The organism is Bifidobacterium mongoliense DSM 21395 (assembly GCF_000741285.1).
Classification (GTDB): domain Bacteria; phylum Actinomycetota; class Actinomycetes; order Actinomycetales; family Bifidobacteriaceae; genus Bifidobacterium; species Bifidobacterium mongoliense.
The window spans coordinates 1-17,903 of sequence record NZ_JGZE01000013.1; the positions used below are offsets into that span (position 1 = coordinate 1).

19 protein-coding genes are annotated in these 17,903 nt (G+C 57.9%); 4 read left to right on the forward strand and 15 right to left on the reverse strand.

Annotated features, from left to right (window positions below; all coding sequences use genetic code 11):
• Positions 1-225 (forward strand): hypothetical protein (locus BMON_RS05905; RefSeq protein WP_034885347.1); only part of this gene is annotated, 225 nt, incomplete at its 5' end.
• A gap of 20 nt (positions 226-245) precedes the next feature.
• On the opposite strand, the gene BMON_RS05910 is transcribed toward BMON_RS05905, so the two are convergent.
• Positions 246-680 (reverse strand): arsenate-mycothiol transferase ArsC, encoded by a 435-nt coding sequence (locus tag BMON_RS05910; protein WP_033513716.1) that lies wholly within the window; start codon positions 678-680, stop codon positions 246-248.
• A gap of 156 nt (positions 681-836) precedes the next feature.
• Positions 837-1,547, reverse strand: a complete 711-nt coding sequence (locus BMON_RS05915) for a potassium channel family protein (RefSeq protein ID WP_161786354.1) — start codon at positions 1,545-1,547, stop codon at positions 837-839.
• Positions 1,548-1,755: 208 nt separating this feature from the next.
• On the opposite strand from BMON_RS05915, the gene BMON_RS05920 reads away from it, so the two are divergent.
• Together BMON_RS05920 and BMON_RS05925 are read left to right on the forward strand one after the other, a co-directional pair.
• Entirely contained in the window at positions 1,756-2,007 is a 252-nt protein-coding gene (locus BMON_RS05920) for a type II toxin-antitoxin system Phd/YefM family antitoxin (protein ID WP_033513718.1), read from the forward strand.
• Positions 1,994-2,308, forward strand: a complete 315-nt coding sequence (locus BMON_RS05925; RefSeq protein ID WP_081882934.1) for a Txe/YoeB family addiction module toxin — start codon at positions 1,994-1,996, stop codon at positions 2,306-2,308. Before BMON_RS05920 ends, BMON_RS05925 begins: the two co-directional genes overlap by 14 nt.
• 177 nt (positions 2,309-2,485) lie before the next feature.
• Here the strand turns inward: BMON_RS05925 and BMON_RS09945 are convergent, their stop codons facing one another.
• The 6 genes from BMON_RS09945 to BMON_RS05950 form a co-directional block, all read right to left on the reverse strand.
• Positions 2,486-2,716, reverse strand: a complete 231-nt coding sequence (locus BMON_RS09945; protein ID WP_152595827.1) for a hypothetical protein — start codon at positions 2,714-2,716, stop codon at positions 2,486-2,488.
• 211 nt (positions 2,717-2,927) lie between these two features.
• Positions 2,928-3,965 carry a hypothetical protein gene (locus BMON_RS05930; RefSeq protein ID WP_152595828.1) on the reverse strand — a complete coding sequence of 346 codons (1,038 nt, stop codon included), beginning with the start codon at positions 3,963-3,965 and terminating at the stop codon, positions 2,928-2,930.
• The gene (locus BMON_RS05935) at positions 3,962-4,486 is read right to left on the reverse strand and encodes a DUF6932 family protein (RefSeq protein WP_152595829.1); all 525 of its coding nucleotides are present in this window, start codon (positions 4,484-4,486) and stop codon (positions 3,962-3,964) included. Before BMON_RS05935 ends, BMON_RS05930 begins: the two co-directional genes overlap by 4 nt.
• 231 nt (positions 4,487-4,717) lie before the next feature.
• Positions 4,718-5,008, reverse strand: coding sequence for a phage holin (locus BMON_RS05940; protein WP_202805452.1), 291 nt, complete (start codon positions 5,006-5,008; stop codon positions 4,718-4,720).
• 60 nt (positions 5,009-5,068) lie between these two features.
• Positions 5,069-6,259, reverse strand: a complete 1,191-nt coding sequence (locus BMON_RS05945; protein ID WP_033513722.1) for a GH25 family lysozyme — start codon at positions 6,257-6,259, stop codon at positions 5,069-5,071.
• 94 nt (positions 6,260-6,353) lie between these two features.
• On the reverse strand, positions 6,354-6,662 hold the full coding sequence (locus BMON_RS05950) for a hypothetical protein (RefSeq protein WP_033513724.1): 309 nt from the start codon (positions 6,660-6,662) through the stop codon (positions 6,354-6,356).
• Positions 6,663-6,791: 129 nt separating this feature from the next.
• On the opposite strand from BMON_RS05950, the gene BMON_RS05955 reads away from it, so the two are divergent.
• Positions 6,792-7,655 (forward strand): site-specific integrase, encoded by an 864-nt coding sequence (locus BMON_RS05955; RefSeq protein WP_081882937.1) that lies wholly within the window; start codon positions 6,792-6,794, stop codon positions 7,653-7,655.
• Positions 7,656-8,023: 368 nt separating this feature from the next.
• Here the strand turns inward: BMON_RS05955 and BMON_RS05965 are convergent, their stop codons facing one another.
• The 7 genes from BMON_RS05965 to BMON_RS05995 form a co-directional block, all read right to left on the reverse strand.
• Positions 8,024-9,664 (reverse strand): hypothetical protein, encoded by a 1,641-nt coding sequence (locus BMON_RS05965; protein ID WP_034885349.1) that lies wholly within the window; start codon positions 9,662-9,664, stop codon positions 8,024-8,026.
• A complete protein-coding gene (locus BMON_RS05970; protein WP_033513243.1) occupies positions 9,661-10,704 on the reverse strand; it encodes a hypothetical protein in 1,044 nt (347 codons plus the stop codon). The genes BMON_RS05965 and BMON_RS05970 overlap by 4 nt, the downstream gene beginning before the upstream one ends.
• A gap of 28 nt (positions 10,705-10,732) precedes the next feature.
• Positions 10,733-11,767 (reverse strand): hypothetical protein, encoded by a 1,035-nt coding sequence (locus tag BMON_RS05975; RefSeq protein WP_033513241.1) that lies wholly within the window; start codon positions 11,765-11,767, stop codon positions 10,733-10,735.
• 2 nt (positions 11,768-11,769) lie between these two features.
• On the reverse strand, positions 11,770-12,960 hold the full coding sequence (locus BMON_RS05980) for a hypothetical protein (RefSeq protein ID WP_033513239.1): 1,191 nt from the start codon (positions 12,958-12,960) through the stop codon (positions 11,770-11,772).
• A complete protein-coding gene (locus tag BMON_RS05985) occupies positions 12,957-13,643 on the reverse strand; it encodes a hypothetical protein (RefSeq protein ID WP_152595797.1) in 687 nt (228 codons plus the stop codon). The genes BMON_RS05980 and BMON_RS05985 overlap by 4 nt, the downstream gene beginning before the upstream one ends.
• A 217-nt stretch (positions 13,644-13,860) precedes the next feature.
• The gene (locus BMON_RS05990; protein ID WP_156098624.1) at positions 13,861-14,451 is read right to left on the reverse strand and encodes a hypothetical protein; all 591 of its coding nucleotides are present in this window, start codon (positions 14,449-14,451) and stop codon (positions 13,861-13,863) included.
• Positions 14,452-14,722: 271 nt separating this feature from the next.
• On the reverse strand, positions 14,723-17,899 hold the full coding sequence (locus tag BMON_RS05995) for a tape measure protein (RefSeq protein ID WP_033513234.1): 3,177 nt from the start codon (positions 17,897-17,899) through the stop codon (positions 14,723-14,725).
• Positions 17,900-17,903 lie beyond the last annotated feature (4 nt).

A 17,903-nucleotide genomic window follows, 5' to 3' on the forward strand; every position in this document is an offset into this window, starting at 1 on the left:
GCTCCTGGCAGCAGCGGAAGCAACGAGAACAGGAACGGCATGCTACGCCGCTACCTGCCCAAAGGCGGCAGAATCACCCCGGACATGGCCGACGAGCTGCAGGCGATCGTCAACGAGATCAACAACCGGCCCATGCGCCTGCTCGGCTACCAGACACCCGCCGAAGCCTACCAGCAGGAACTGCTAAACTTACCCCACCAGCCACAGTGTTGCACTTCAATCTAGACAACGGGCGTTAATATCTGTCAATATCTGTTAATGGTATTCTGGATATGCGCGGATGACACGAGCTCATGAACTTTTCTGCGTAGCATATCGATGATCTCTCGATACCCATCATCACCACCACCCATGGGATCGGGAATGTCCCACGGGATAAGATGCACGCCGGGAACGTAGGGGCATGAAACACCGCATCCCATGGTCACCAGCACGTCGATTCTCCCCACTGCAGTCAGTGTCTTGGGCTGCTGTCCCGATAAGTCGATATTAAACTGGTCTTTCATGATCCGTACGACCTCGGTATCTATCTCGGCAGCCGGATGGGTGCCTGCCGAGACCGCCCTCAGACCGGGAGGCGCATATTTGCGTGCCCAGGCTTGCGCTATCTGACTGCGACATGCATTCTTTGTGCAAACGAAGGCCAAGGTGAAGTCCTTATCACGGCACGTTGTGTACATCCACCCAGTATATGCCTGGGCTGTTCAACGAATGCCCTCCAGACCATCTCCAATCCAAAGGTGTTGCAACTGGTATTGAGACGACGCGAGGAGGTCCGCGGGCTGTGCCGGGGGAGCCCGGGTCGGTGCTTCTCAATGACTGTGAGATGGGGTGCGTCACTGTAGGGGATCATCCTTCGCGACCAGGTTGTGGCGCTCTTCCTTGAGGTCGGTACCCGTGCGGGCCTGCATGTCGGCGAGCATCGCTTCCATATGCGCGAGACGTGCGCCCAGTCGTTCGACCTGATCATGCGAGATCTCGGTGTTCTTCTTGTCTTCCGCGCTCACTTCGTCGACAATCCATGAGGCCATGGTTGCTGTGACCACGCTGATTAGACCGATGCCCGCGAGCATGATGACGAAGGCGATGGTCCTGCCGGTGGCAGTGATCGGCTCATAATCGCCATAACCCACCGTCGTGATGGTCACGAAAGTCCACCACAGCGCCTTCGGGAAACTGGTGATCACGGCGTGTGGGGCGTTGCGTTCCGCATCGAGTTCGGCCAATGAGCCGATGAAAACGACCAGGGTGACGGAGCTGGCCACGTATGCGGCGATGCGGCCGCGCAGCGCCATGCCGCCCGTGTGCTGCAGCGAGTTGAGCGCCGTGACGACCCGTAGCATACGAAGGGGTCGGAACATGGGCAGAACCACGACTGCCAGCTCGAATAGGTGGTGTTTGAACCACGTCCAGGTGTCGCTGGTGAGCCAGAGTGAGATGACATAGTCCGAGGCGAAGCAGATCCATATGACGTTCAGTGCTGCTTCGGCGGCACCGTTCCAGACGCCGGTGGGCTGCACCAGAATCTGCCAGGAATATATGGCCACGAAAGCCACGGACAGGCCGGTGAGCGGTCATTCGGTATGTTTCTCCCAAATTCCCAGTGTCATATCGTCGATGATGTGACCGGGCCGTCACCATTGGGCGACGCAGTCGTCAATCGGGGAAAGAGGGCGTGAATCAGGAAGTATCCATGCAGGTGTTGGATTATATATGGTACTATCGTACAGCTAATGGTACTACTTGGAGGTTGCCATGTTTACTCTGCCGTATACGACATTTCGCAAGAGCATGAAGGAAACCATGCGTAGGATCCATGACGATGCCGACGTGATGCTGGTCACGAATCGTGATTCGGCCGACAATGTCGTGGTCATGAGTGAGGACGATTACGAATCGCTCATGGAGACATTGCGTGTGCAATCGAATCCCGACCTTCACCGCCGCGTCCTTTCCGGCATGCGTCAGAGTGTCGAAGGAACCGAGGAAGAGTATGACGAGCTCTAGGCCTCTGCCTGTTGTCGTCATTGGCGGGATTCGGTATCAGCTCACCCGCCATGTGTTGTGGGCGAGTGGGGTGCATGACGACTATCTCGAGTGGCGAAGAACGGATCCGAAGCGGTTCGAACGTATCCAGCGACTGATTGTGGCCATCGATCAACAGCCATTCACTGGGCTGGGGAAGCCGGAGCCACTGCGGCATAACCTATCGGGCACGTGGAGTCGCCGTATTACACAAGAACACCGGCTTATCTATAGTGTGGATGGTCGAGGCATCCATCTCTACTCCGTGCGAGACCATTATTGATATTGGTTAAGTATTGCGAGTCGTGGTCTACTGAACCACTGTCTCCAGTGGGCGATGAGGGGCTCGAACCCTGCTACTTCATTTGCTGCGTCACCATTGAATAAGCCGAAAACGCATTAGGGAGTAAGTGTTATGAAACATTGCGACATCACACTAATAACTGCTTTTCACTGCTTTTCACAATAAAGTGTGCCTGATTTGTGCCTGATTTCCACGTTGACTACTGATGTGCTGACCCCATTTGCGGCGCATATCATCCCAGACACGTTCGTCGTCGTCATGCCGGTGCGCCACAATGTCCTGTTTCAGATCAGCTAGTTCGGCAGACAGGCGACGACGATCTTCAATGGGTACTGGCGTGTTCAGCAAATCTAGGAGTTGGTCCTTTCGGGCTTGCATCAGATTCATGACCCGTTGGCGACGCTGGTATAACCGACCGCGACATCATGGCATCCGGAGGCTGGACCTCACCCGAAATGATCGACTACTACGACATGGGACGCCGCGGCGTCGACCGCAACGCCACCACACAACTCAGCGCATACCTCAACACAAAATAACCACAAACAACAAAACACCCCGACCCTCCAGAGGAGAGCCGGGGCGAATCGTGGTCATGTCAAGTGTTTTCGCTGCCATGCAGGGCGAAATCCACAGTCCCTTGAATCCCGTTGCCGAGGTCGATGTCTATTGCCTGCAATGACCGAGACGTGGTTGCTATATCACCTAGCGTATTTAGTTTTTCATATTTCAGGATGTCAAGCCGGTACAAGCGCTCTGATTGAATTGAGTATTCGGCAACTTGTTGAATAAGATCTGGATCGCTAACCGAAATCGGCAATGCACGGGTATCAGCAAGGCTCCGTTTCACATACAATATGCCTTCGCTGCGCCGATACCCATCCAAATACCCACGTATGATTTCTTTATCAGGTTTTTCGGGAACCGAGCCGAGCTCGTGCTCAAGCCTTAGAGCACCCAACTGAGTAAATTGAATCCGTAGCGGTTGTTGCCTTCGTTGGAGTATCTCCCCGTGAATCGTCCAGTCCGTTTTGCGAACTTCTTTGGTCATGGATGAGATGTTCTTCCTAGCTTTGATAGTCAATTGCGCGAGCTGTGCGGAAATTGGCGACTCTCTATCATCAAGCTCTTCCGAAGAGGCCGCCGTCAGCAACGCACCGACGGTTTTCAGGGCCGCGCTTTCAGCGGTCTCAGGAATCTCGATGTCGTTCTCTGCATAGTGACTATGCAAATCACCAGCTCGGACATCATCTGGCGCTTGAATCGTTATTTCCAAGGATCCCGGAGCTGTCCCTGTGATCAAAAGTTGCGGTGCCCTACGTTCTGCCCCGAGTTTCTGTTTGGCTACCTCATTAACCGCTGATACCAACTTGCCAAGGAACTTCGAAACGGAGAGAGCGTTTGCAGAGTGCTCTCGTGTTTTAGCCTCAACGATATGCACAATGGCTGTTGCCTGTGCGGGAGCTGTTTCACTGCGAAATATCGCGTTCAGCTTCTCGTTACCCTCTGTGGAGAGTTCCAGTGAGTTGAGAAGCCCCTCACGGATAATCGGGTCTTCCTGCATCAGAGCGTTTCTTATTGCATCACGAAAGGACATTGCTAAGTCTTGTGAAAGTGCTGTATCCATGGTGGTCATCTCACCTCCAAAAACCCTTTCTGGCTAAGTGATGTACTTAGATAGTGCTTAGACTCGTTAATTCCACTCCACTGACGATCCCAATATTTCAGGTTTACATCGTCTTTATCGATATTGTCGCACGGTACTATGAAAGAGTCTATGAGTCCACCGTACGGCTGAACCCTCTCCTTGGATCCATCCCGTTTCTGTCGAAAAATCGTCTTCAGTGCCGAAAGCTTCGACGGATTGCTAATATTTGCTTGTTTGTATGCCTGAAACGATACAAGTACCACTACGTCTATATCCTCGGGATCAGGTTTGGTGGTCACGAAGCTACCATTCACCCAGAAGGTCGAGTCTCCCAGCATTTTTTTGATTTCCGTGCGCCAGCGGAGGAAGTTATTCCACAGAATTTCTCTCCGTTGCGTAAAAAGCAGTAAATCCTCTATATCTTTATCACTGGCCAGATAGGGATTAAACGGGCCACGATAGGGGAGCACTTGCTTACTCCGGAAGACAGCTTCGTCACAAATTGGCATACTTCAGAACAATACACGCTAATTATATATATCCGAATTGTCCACCGCCTCCCGTGGGGGACTGAGGCGCGAATGTAGTACGTGCATGCAGAAGTTGCTTGTTCGCATTAAATGTGCAGTCCGCTGACAGATGCAAGAAACGCGAAAAACGCCCCCACCTTCCGAAGGAGATGAGGGCGTTACTTGCGTTTTCGCTGTTAATCGCATTAACGACGCTTGGCAACAGCGATGTTATTTGCTGTTGTATTTGATCGAGCTCACGCCGAGGAAGCCTCCGAGGAGCACTCCCACGGCGGTGACGGTATAGGCGACCTGCTGGGCATAGGGGATGCCCCAGATGCCGCCAAGTCCGACGATGAACGTGGCGATGGAGGGCAGGCCGATGATTGCCCCCCACTTCAAAATGTCGTAGGTGCGATTGGAAATCAGACCGCTTGGCAATTCGACGTCGATGTTCTCCTTCGCCGGGGGAAGAACGGAGTTGATGACAACTGTAGGCGTCGTTGGTGGAATATTGCCCACGCCGTCCATGATGCTGGGTTACGGATGGAGTCGTAGTGGTGTCTGTCATATAAACCTTCCTTAGTAGTTGAGTATTTCGCCGGGGTAGATGAGATTGGGGTTGCCGGACCGGTAGCCGCGGATGCTCGACTGGCTGACGCCGAGCCTGCGGGCTATGGAGCCGAGCGTCTCGCCGGAGCGCACGACATAACTGCGCCCCGATGTGCCACTGGTCTTCAGCCGTTGCCCGGCATAGATGGTGTAGGGGCTGCGCAGACCGTTGAGCGAGGCGATGGTCCGCCAATTGTTGGGCCACACCTTGCTCAGGTAGTCGCCCGACCTGACCACGTAGTAGCCGGACGCGGTCGATGCCCCGCCGGAGAGCCGCTGGTTGACGATAGCCATGACCTCGGCATACCGACTGCCGAGCAGCTTCTCGCGCTGCGGCTGATTACCATACAATCCCTGAATCACAGCGGTCGCCAGGGCGTTCGCGTCACCGGTTGGTGTCGTGGTGGTCTGCACAGGCTTGACCGTGGTGGTCGGCGTCTCGACGGCTGGCTTGGTCACCGTGTCGATGGGGGCGTTCGCATACTTCGCCCACGTCACCGCATCACCGTAGAACCAGTCGACGTCCACCGCGCTGCCGACTCCGGCGACGGAGCCAGAGGAGCTGTACTGCCATGCGGCGGCGAAGCCCCACGGCGATACGGAGTAGGGAACGGAACCGGGGTCGCGCAGACGGTCACCCGCGTACCCCTTGGGGTATCCGGCCACCCACAGGCCATAGTCGGACGAGGATACCGGCGTCCAGTCTGCGATATGGATGGTGCTGGCGCTCATGTAGATCAACGGCTTCGTGCCCCATGCTGCAGCAACGGTGTCAAGCCATGTCTTGGCCCACGCGACATTGGCTTTGAGATTGCCTGCTGGCTCCCAGTCGAGCACGGGGATGACGCCCGCGTTGATGAGCCCCTGGCTGCGTGCGACGTTGAGGAAGTTGTCCGCTTCGGCCTGTGGGGATAGTCCTGCTACGTCCGCGAAATGGTAGGCTCCCAATCGCAGTCCAGCGTTGCGCGATGCGGTGAGCTGGCAGCCCGCGTACGGGTTGGTGTAGCCAGTGCCTTCTGAGAGTTTGATGAAGCTGAACCTCGCACCGGCATTGACCGCTGCGTGCGCGTTGTAGCAACCCTGATAGCTGGCCGCGTCGAAACCGACATCCGCGTAGGCAGTCCCCGCGACCAGCATCATCACAGCTGTAAGCAAGGCCATCAGACCATAAAAACGTTTACGTTTTCGCATTATCCTCCTTATGGATATGAAAAAGCCACCCGTACGGGTGGCTGGAAAGAATTGTTTGACGCGGCTAGTGCATGATGAGTGGGATCGCCCACTCCAGCAAGCCGACTATCAGGCCGACGATGGTGCCGGTGGCCCCCACCGCCTTCCACATCATGCCCTTGATGTCATCGACACTGGCCTTGAGATCGGCGTGATCGGAGTCGGCGGATGCTTTCAGGTCGTCGATACGTCGGTTCACGTGCTTGATGTCGCTTTCATGCACTTCCTGCGATTCCAGCCCGTCGAGCCGTTTTTCGACCGAATCGAAACGTTGCGTCATTAGCTTCTCCAAATCCACGATCTGCGCGGAGACCGTATCGATGTTATCGGCCATGGGACCTGCTTTCTATTACCGTCACCCAGATAACGGCTGATTACGGACGATTATTGACAGAGGGAAACCCACACAGATGATTCGCATGCATCCGCCGTGCGGCGTGTGGGTTTCCAGGGAGGAATACGCATGTTGTTTGGTGAGTTTGTTGAAAGCATCTACTGGCATGACCGCGCCACGTTACGGGAGTGCACCCTTGTGGGGTACCGGTCCGCGTGGGAACGGCATATTGCCCCCCGGTGGGAGGCATGGGACCTGTCCGCCGCGTTTGACGTGCGTGAGGTGAGTGCCTGGCTACACGATTTCACGCAGGCTGGCGCGGCACGCAAGGCGTGGGCCGTGATGCGTGGCATGCTCAGGCGCGCCGTCGTGCTCGGGCACGCCGATTCAGCCATGACCGCGATTGAGCCGGAACTGCCCCATGCCGCCAGATACATGGCCATCACGCTTGACGCCGGACAGATAAGACGACTACTCAAGGGGTTTTACGGGCACGAGCTGGAGGCATGGCTGATCTGCTCGGTATGTCTGGGGTTACGCAGGGAGGAGGCATGCGGGCTGGAGTGGGAGGATATCGACTACAGGAGTGGTATCGTCCACATTCGTCGTGGCGCGCAATGGGTTGCCGGACATGTGGTCGTCGACCGGCCGAAGACCGATCTGTCGCTGCGGGACGTGGTGCTGCCCAGGTTCGCGCTCGTGCGTTTACGGCAACTGCGCGGCACGGGGCAGGTGACGGGAGACCTCAACCCGCAGCAGGTCGCCCGACACTACCGCTCATGGTGCGAACGGCAGGGGCTGCCTTACGTGCCCGCGAAGAATCTGCGTCACTCCTGGGCCACGACCGCGCTGCAGGCGAAAGTCGATATCAGCGTCGTCGCCCGACAGCTCGGGCACTCGGACATCGCCACCACCGCCAGATACTACCTACGACCCGACATCGCCATCCTGCGGGAGGCGCAACGCGACTGGGAGCATCTCATCGTCAAATAGCATTCCCAAACCCAGCCGAGTTGGATTGTGTGCAATGCGGCTATTGGATATTACAAACCAACGGCATCAGGGTCAATACAGGCATTATCGGTACGCAAACAACAGGGAATTGTGGAACTCATGGGGCGAATTACAGTCGGTGGAACTGTGCAGATGAACAGCGACATGGGTGAGATGATCCCGAAAGCGTACCGTCCAACCGTGGTCACGATGATTCAATCGGATCAGACCAGTTATGGGCATACCGGTCCAGCATTCTATGTTAGGCCTGACGGTCACATCGTCTGGGGCCCCCAACAGGACAATGCTACTGATGCCATATTCCATGGCATGTGGGTAGGCGCATAACCACTGCAGAAGGATATCGGTCAGTCGCCTATTCGGGTAATGGAGAGCAAGCAGCCGTTGGGCTGTATGACGGCCCCAGCAACGTCGCACGCGACGATGAGATACACTCGCTGCCCTGCAGTGAGCGCGATAGGTACAGCAGGGTACACCGCCGTAATCCACGCACCGTCGAGACCAGGTCCGCCACCAACCTCCTTACTCATGTACCGGTTGGACGAGGAGTAACCGTCCACGCCGATTGCCACATTGGCGTGATGAGATCCCCCCGACACTCCAGACACTTGTACCGCACCGCTCACGAGATATGTTCCTGCATGGGCGACTTGTATGTAATTTGATCCTCGCGTGTACGCAGCTGAATCACCGGTCATGGTGTCCATCCGCACGCTTGTAGTGCCGTTTACCGTGCTTGAGCTTGATGTGGGCACTGCCACACACACGGCATCGTCCCATGTGTGGGTTTGGGAAACCCACGCGCCGCCACCATCGAATGCGTACTCGATCCCACCGACGAAGGCCTTCGTCCCCTGACCACCGACGACTTGAGGTGCAGTGGGGAGAGATGCTAGATCATGTGCGAACCATGTACCGTTCACGTTTATCGCGTTGCTCGCGTCAAGAAGCATTTTCCCGCGAGCGGTTATCGACACATCGTACACTTTCGGATCCGGCTGATGATTCACGCTATCGACCAGGGTAGCGAATTGCATGAACTGACCAGACTGCCCGGTGTAGAGCCCGGTGTACACATAACCACTCTTGTCCGTGTCGTCAATGAATGTCAGACTCGAAAGTTCCGACCCGTCGTTGAGCAGTGCGACCTTCCCCGTATCACCAGACTGCGAGATACTGATACGTTTGCCCGATAGCGCGGTCTGCATACCACCGACCAGACTAGCCTTCCCGGTTGCCGCTTCGATCTGGAACGTGGTGTTGCCCGCGGCATCGTATGCTCTGATGCCCTTGGTGTCCATGACAACGCGAGCGCCAGACGATGCGGTTTGGAATTCCCCGGATGTGATGATCGCGGCCGCGAGTGATCCCACGTCAATGTCGTCGGCCTTGATTTTTCTGACGAGGAGCTTGTTCAGCAGGGCTTCGCTGGCTGTCACTTTGTCAGCCGTGACCGCGCCATTCGCCAGGCTGATGGTGCCTATGCTACCGGCGACGAGGATTTGCTGGGCCATGAGCACGTAGTTGGCGTACGCCGTCCCGTTCCACACTTTGATGCCGGTCACATTCTTGTTCGTGTCCAACTGGAACCACAGGTCACCCGCTACCAGACCGGTATGGGATGGTTCGCTCGCACTACTGAATATCTTGTTCTTCCCGTCAGCCGTGGTTTGCGCGGCGGTAGCGGCGGACTGAGCTTGCTTGGCCTTGTTGTATGCGGCCTTCGCTGCCTCGTACGAGCTGGACAGGCTCACGGGCGTATAGTCGAACATGCCATCCGAGAACACCGTCACGTCAACCGTGTATAGGCTGTTGGTGGCACCCTCCGTGTAGGTCGGTTCAGTAGTCACCCACGGGGATGGTGCCGGATACACGGTCGGTGCGGTAGGGGCCGACGCCGTACTAGCCTTCAGCTGGAAGTAGTGCGCCGTCGAAGCGACATCAGTAACCAGTGCCAGCGTCACATCATCGCGTGCTATTACCGTCATGCCGTCTCCAATTGTGCAGTGTACGACGCCTTCCCACTCACGTCGCCAGCGTCAATCGTGTACGTGACACCGGAACCAACTGACGTACTGCCACCATCCTGATACCATTTGACGGTTCCCAGCGCGGTGAGTGCAGTACCCGTCACCTCGACACCAGCCTTATACACATGGGCCGTGAGCACGGTTTCAATACCCGTATTACGGAAAATAAAACCGTTGGATGAGGTGACCGTCAACGTAATGGCATCGGCACCATCCGACCCATTCGTACCCGCGTAGGCAACAGAGTAGGCGGTAGTACTCGTCGAATCCGTGTAGGAGGTAACCGTCTTAGTCCACAAATACTGGCCGGCCGGAACACTCGGCACCGAAGTACCCCATGTGCCAGTCGGCGGCGTCGTACCCGACGTACCCACCTGGAAGGTGACCGCTGGCGTGCCACTAATGCCCTTACCATTGTTGCCAGCATCACCCTTGGCCCCCATCATGCCAACGGAGTAGGCGGTGGTCGTCGACGAATCCGTATACGTGGTGACGGTACGCGTCCACAAATACTGGCTAGCCGAAACCGCTGGGATAGTCGCAGACCAAGTGCCCGTCGGCGCGGTGGTGCCACTCGCAGACGCCTGATACGTGACAGCAGGCGTTCCACTAATCCCCTTACCACTGTTGCCGGTCGTGCCGGTGAATGCGATACCGAAACTGAAAATCTTATGGACCACGATATCGTCACCAACATGCACGGGAATGTCCACATTGCCCGGAGCAGTAACCGATGAGGAAACCGCGATAGTCAGCGTGGGGGCAGTCGCATTCGAGTCTTTCGTAACCGTGACGCCGCTGGGTGACACGACTTCCGACAGGGTTACTGAAGCAGGTATCTGAGTGGATCCTTGCAGGGCAATCACCTGCGTAGTGGTCGACCCGGCTTTCGCAGCGGTAGTCGTCCCCTGAAACGTGTATACCTCCGAGGAGAGAATGACGCTATACCCGTCGGTCAGATCGACAACAGTGGTTTGTGCGGATGCAATAACAGCCATAATGACTTCTTTCACTTACTGACATGATTTACGACATGACGTCCGCAGTGAACGTCACAGAAACGTCCACATTGTCGGGAGACAACGTGAGCGAGAACCCATCGTCGGTGACCATGGGATCAGAATTGCTAATAATGACCGGCGTGCGTGCCGATCCGGTGAGCGCGGTCCATTGGATATACGCGCTGGATCCCAGCACGGCATGCAGCTCGTCCAACGTCGTCACCCGTCTCGCGCCGCACAACACTGTGAGCCGTAACGTGGTATCAATGTCATTGTTATGAAACGCGATCCCACGCGTAGCATGAATATCGATCAGTATGGCACTGTTACCAGTGGTCCTGACCGGAGCCGAGGTTGTTGTGGTTTTATCCCCGTGCGTCGTCACGGTGCGCATCCACGTGTACTGGTTTGCCAACGGTCTCGGGGTATCAGTACTCCAACCGGTATCGGGCGGATCAGTGTCACTGCCTGACACCGCATACTGGGGTACCACATTCTGAGCAGCCTGACCGGCCTGATTCAACGCGGTTTGCGCATCCTGCTGCGCCCTTTCCACGGTCTCCGGGTCTACAGCGGAGGCAACCGTCACCTGTACCGGGTCGGAAGGCGTGGATGCGTTTGGTGTACTTTTCCCGGTGTCGTCATGCGCATCGTCATACGCAGTGGCGGTGATTATCACCACATCATCGGGTGTCAGGCTGGCTACGGTCAACGTGCCCGCCTTAGCTAACGAGCCGAGATCGATAGTCCTACCATCATCCGCCAGAGTGAATTGAACGTGCGAGAAGTCAGTTGGAATACCGCCATCTAACGTGCCATCCCACGTCACCCAGACCGCACCATTACGTGACGTGGCCGTGATGCCGATTGGTCTGCCGGGAGCGGTTGTGTCCCCCACCCACTGGGTCACGCCAGTGGGTGTGCCGCCACCGATAATGGTCTTGGAGCCGTCACCATTGCGATACACGTCGCCCACGCTGGGACGGGTAAGGTTCTGACCGGCGGAATCAACTGCCGCTGACAGAGCGCCGATCAAATCCGTCAGGTCAACGTGTTTCATGTTCACTCTTCCAAGATGTCGTAGCTGGTGGCGCTGACCACGTCCATGAGGGCCGTGGCGATGGGATTGCCTTTCTCGCCCGAAAGTCTCATGAAGCGCATGCGGTATGTGCGGGCGCGAGCGTTGTTCATGCTGGGTAGTCCAGCGATCGTGATGTCCGCGAGATCTCCCGGGCAGATCCTTGACACGGGGGTTACGCCGTGGACGGCGAGTCGTATCGTCAACTGGCCCTGCACGTCCTGCGAGACTTTGAGTTCGTTGTCCGCTAGGTTCTGGAGTTGCCCTTGGTCCTCAATGCTGGTGTCGGACACGGTCTTCTCGCGCATGAGTCTGTCGGATGGAATGCGTGGGGATTGCGCGACGGCGACGAGGGTCTGCTCGTCGCTGCCGCCGCCGGTCGCGTACACACGGTCGGCGAGGTTGTCGGCGTTACGTTGGAAGCTGCACGAAAGCACGTCACCTCCCGGTGCGCCTTTCTTCCAGTCGAACGTCCAGATCCTCGGTTGCGTGAGTTGTGGGTGGCCCCAGGTGTAGTTCAGTCTGATCGTCCGGTCGTCGACCATGACCGGGCGGATGTCGATGTCCGGCCCGAGATTCGCGAGATTGTCGAGCAAATGTCCTGCGGTGATGTTTGCGAGGTTGAACCCGCGAACGTTGCGTTCATGGTCGTTGGTGTTTCCCGGCCTGTCGTTGTCAAATGAGATCGGGGGGAGCGCGTGGCCCTTCTGGGTTACCGCGATGAGTTCGCGTTTGCCGATGGAGCCGAGGTCCACTCCGTTGATGGTGAGCACGGCATGAGCGATGGCTGTAGGGTCTCCTCGCATCTGATCTTGGACTGCTTGCTCGGGTATCACGTGTAGACGGTCGAGCATTGCGCGTATCGAGTTGAGTGTGATTTGGATGGTGTCGCCATCGTCGACGGTGTCGGATATCTCGGAGAGCACCTGCGGCACCCCGTCAAGACTGTAGAGCACCCCACGGTACCCAGGCATGAACAGTTGTTCGTAGTTCGTTTCGTCGTCGAACGCGTTCCATGGCAGAGAGAGTGAGGTGATTCCGTCCTCGTTCATGTTCTGTCGCCGCGCGTTGATCTGGGAGTCCCGCAGTTGTCGGTCCCAGGAGAAATCCACGTCGGGCAGTTCCCGAAGTAGTCTGCCGGTCGTGAGGTCGACCAGGTCGAGACGTTCGCTCATGCTGCTACCCCCCCATCTATGACTTCCACGTAGCGTAGCCCGCGCCATTGGAACTGCTGACGGTTGGTGTTCGGACTAATCTGCACGTCAATGTTGTGGGCCCTGCCACCGGATAGCGTTGTGCGGAACGACACCGGCTGGCGTGCCCATACCGAGAACACCGGGCATTCGTCGAGTCCATCGCTCACCGGCGTTCCATCGACCATGAGACGTGCATAGAAGCTTGATGGGGTATCTCCCTCGATGCTCGCGCGACTCACGAAGTTGACCGTCACGAGACGATCTGTTGGCAGATACGCGGTGGTGCAAGGGGCCTGTGGCCACCACTGTCCAGGGGTCCAGTTCTGTTTCTGCGACCCACTGTTCGACCCGTATCCCAGTTCCCCTAGGAGTGAGCCGTAGGGTATCGAGTATTGTATGTCTCCGTACGGGGTTGTCTCGCTGGTCGTGGTCATGCCCGCGGGCACCGTCTGCGACGCGAGTTTCACCGAGATCCCGGCCGGCGGTGCTGGCTCGGATGGTATTGAGGATGGGAGGCCCTGCACGACCATGAGCACCACGTCGTTGTCCGTGTCTCCGGTTCCCGGGTTGTGCTGCACCGCGTAGATCGAGTCGATGCGTGGCAGTGCGCTGTCCCCGGCCTTGGTGAGCACGGACGCCCCGTCCGTAATGGGGAATATCACGTTCCCGTCCGCAGCGGACGCCGATCCGACCGCTACGTTCGCCGGGTCATTCCCACGGCTCACCCGGTAAGACAGGCCGCTCGATGATGTTACGATGGCGCACCCACGCAGTACTCCTATCGAATACTCGGATGCGGTGATCAGACGATCATCCAGAGCGGTACGCCCCTTTCCCCCTGCACGGGGGATGCCCACACCTGTCATTTTCCGACCTCCATTACATGTATGTGTCATGCATGATGACGCGCATCATGCCGGTTGATAACTGCAGAGGGACGAGTGACACCCCTAGGGAACCGAATTTCGGGACCGTGAACCATTCGCGCCGTGAAAGCGGCGTGGAATACTCGGTGCCGAGAATCATGCATCGGTGATTGAACGTGTCGATCATGACCGGGGCGGCCGAGCTTACCCTGTCTGACCACTCCAAAATCGACCCGTCCGCCGCCTGCAGGCGAAAGCCGCCGGGAAAGTCGCCGATAGTAGTGAACGTGGGGTATGCGACGCTGTTACCCTCGTTCGTGAGAGTCGCGCTGTTCGATGCGGTCACACCGTCGTCGCCATATGAGATCGGGTAATCCACTCCTTCGGGTGAGCTGTAGTCGAAACCCGATCCAACGTCATAGGAGCCGGAAAGGTACCATTCGTGAGACTGGAATGAGTATCTCCTAGGATCTGTGCAATGCAGGGTCGCACTGAACTTTCCCCCGCTCACGTTCCACGTGCGGGGCCAATCGAACGATACGACAGCCAGAGCCGTCATATCATCGCCGTCGACCACACGTACAGGCTGCACCGTGTCCTGCATACCACCCAAACGATTTGACAACGCGGCCAGAGCGGTCCGATCCATCCGCCCGAACACGAGTGAGGCATCCACGATCCTGTCGCCGCGACGGATATCAAGCCCGGTGATTGGAAAGGACCCATAGCCGGTAGCGCGCTCCTGGTATGCGGTCTTGTCATCAGGGGTATCACGCCATCCGCTGATGCCGTTCTGCTCGATACCACATCCATCAGGCTGATGCCATCACCGTCGAATCTCACATCACCGATATAAAGTCGATCCACGTCAACCATTAGTGCCTCCTCAACCGTTGCACAAGCTTTACGGCCATCAAATCCACCGCGGTCACGCCATCCACACCACGCGCATCCACCGAAACCGGCGCATACACTTGAGCCATGGACGATGAGTTGCTGTCGGGTTCGAATGGGGCATCACCGTTCGGCTGCGCTATAGCCAGCGTCGAGGGCCCGATCTTGATCCCGTCAGAGAGCTTCATGTTCATGTTCTTGAGTGATCGTTGAACGACCTTGCCGCTGTCATCGATGCCTAGGGCCATGCCGGCACCGATCATGAAACCGACCTGATCTCTAAATACCCTGGAGGGGCTGTGGATGTGGAGCACGCTCTTCGCCCAGTCGAGCGCATTGTTTCCAAGATCCGTGATGGTCTTTTTCAGCCATCCGAACGACCCGGTGATGCCATTGATCAATCCACTGACGATGTTGCTGCCAACATTCACGAGCCATTGGCCAGCCCCGGAGAGTGCACCGGATACGATGCCGTAGATCCGTCCAACTACGCCGCCGATTGCGTTGACCGCGGAGCTGGCCATGCCGATCATGTTGTTCCAGATGCCGCCGAAGAAGCTGCTGATGGAGGACCAGACGGAGTTCCACACGCCACGGATGCCGTTAATCGCCCCGGTGATGATCCCTCCGAGGCTGGAGAGGATCGGTCCCGAAAAACTGACGATGCCGTCCCACACCTCGGCGAAGAATGCTGAGACTGCGTTCCAAACGAAATTCCACACCCCGGCGATTGTGTTCACGGCGGTGGTGATGGCCGTGGAGAGCGCAGTACCCATTGCGGTAGCGACGGTGACGATGCCGTTCCAGATTCCATCGAAGAATCCGCTGATGGCCGACCATATGGTGTTCCACGCGGATTGCACCGTTGACATCACGGTCGTGACGATGGATTGCAGCCATGTGATGATCGGGGTGAAGAACGTGACGATCCCGTTCCACGTGGCTTGGAAGAAGCCGCTGATCGCCGACCATGCGCCCTGCCAGTCTCCCTGTAGGAGGTCGACGATGGCCACGACGATGGTGCGGATGAGGTTCACGCCCGTGCTCACGATGCCGCTGATGACGGTCCATATGGTGGTGATGTAGGAGATGATCTCCTCGAGCAGTGCGTGCACGATGCCTGTGCTGTTGGATGCCCATCCGGTGAGCAGGTTGATGAGCGACGAGAACAGTCCGTTGATGCCGGAGAGGAGCTGCTGGCCGATCCACACGGGCACCGCGCCGATCACGGTGACGATGTTCGCCATGATCCCGCCGATGGTTGATGCGACCGACGTGAACACGGACACGACAGCGTCCCACGCCGTCGATACCCCGTTCGTGATGCCCGACCAGAGCCCGGAGAAGAACGACATCAGGCCGCTCCACACCACGGACGCGGTTGACACCGTCGCCCGCCATGCTCCGGTGAGTGATGAAGCGAATCCGTTCCAAGCCGAGGACGCCGCCGACGTGATCGATGACCACAGTCCCGAGAAGAACGATCCCAGGCCGTTCCAAATGCCCACAGCCGCGGAGGACACGGATTGCCATGCGGACACCAGCCATGAGGTGAACGATGACCATGCCCTGCGCCCCACCTCCGTCTGGGTGAAGAACCAGACCGCGGCCGCGGTGACCGCGGCGATCGCCGCAACGGCGAGCGCGATGGGTCCGAGTGTGGTGGCCATGACGGCCTGGAATGCGACTTGTATGGAGGTTGCGGCTTTGGTCACAGCAGACCAGGCGAGTTGGGCGTTTTTGATGAGTTCCATGCCGGAGGCCATTTGTTTGAATGCCGGCAGGATGCCGCCGAGTTGCATTGTGAGGTCTACCCATTTGGAGATGCCGGTGGCGGCTGCTGCGACTCCGTTTGCTCCTGTTGCGAGTGCCCCGAGTCCGCTGGTTACGGCTGTCAGCCCTTTGGATGCGAGGATGATGCCGGCGATGCCGGTGGCGAGGGGTTTGATCCAATCCATGTTGTCGGCGACGAATTTGACGGCGTCGCCGAGCAATCTCAACGCGGTGGCGACGGTGGAGGCCATGGCGCTGATGGCGGAGTAGCCGGTCAGCTCTCCCAATGCGTAGCCCAAGGAGCCGGTCAGGTCGCCGATGATGCGGATGAGACCGCCGAAGATGGTCTCAAGGGAGGATGCCATGTCCGTGCCGTATTCGCCGATCTGGTCGAACACGAATCCGATCTGCTCCCACAGGACCTTGACGGGCTGCACGAGCGGCTGGAACAGGGCCGTGAACTTACCCGCGAACCGTTGGATCGAGGGAATCGCGTTCTCCAACCCGCTTTGCAGCCCCGCCCCGACCTTCTGCATGATCGGCGTGGCGGTCGCAGTGAAATCGTCGATGAGGGGGATCGCCTGATTGAACAGTCCCCGCAGACCATCGAGGATCGGCGTGGCGACCTGCTCGCCGAGACGGGACAGCGCGGCCTTCACGTTCGCCAGAGCGCCGGTGAAGGTGGTGCCGGCGGACAGCGCCGCGCCCCCCATGCCTTCCTGCATGGCGTCGGCGAACGTCTGGAAGTCGATCTGCCCCTTGGAGACCATGGCGCTGACCTCGCCGGACGTCTTACCGAGATGCTTGCCGAGCATCTGCAGGACCGGGATGCCGCTGCTCATCAACTGGAGCATGTCGTCGCCCTGGAGCTTGCCGCGGGCCGCGACCGACCCGAAGATCGTGCCGATGTCCGTGAGGGAACGGCCCGAGATCTGCGCGGTGTCCGCGACGGTCTTGAGCACGTTCGTCAGCTGACCGCCCTGCTTCACGCCGGATGCGGAGAGGCTGGCCGCCACCGTAGCCGCGTCGCCGAGACCGAAAGCCGTGCCCTTGACCGAGGCGAGCGCGTCGTTCATGATTTCGCTGACCGAGGCGCTGTCGTGTCCGAGGCCCTTGAGCTTGGCTTTGGCGTTCTCGATGTTCAGGGCGCGGCTGAATCCGCCTTTGGCGGCGAGGGCGACGATGCCGCCGGTGATGGTGGTGATCGTGCCCAGACCGATTTTGCCGATTTTTCCGAACGCGCTGCCGAGTCGGCTGGTGAGGCTGGTGGATCCTTTTGCCCCGGCCTTGTCGATGCTGGGGGTGATCTGGCCTTCGAGGGTTTTGCCGAAGTCCTTGCCGGAGGGCTTGACCTGGACGTATACGGTGCCGATGTCCTGCGCCATGGGA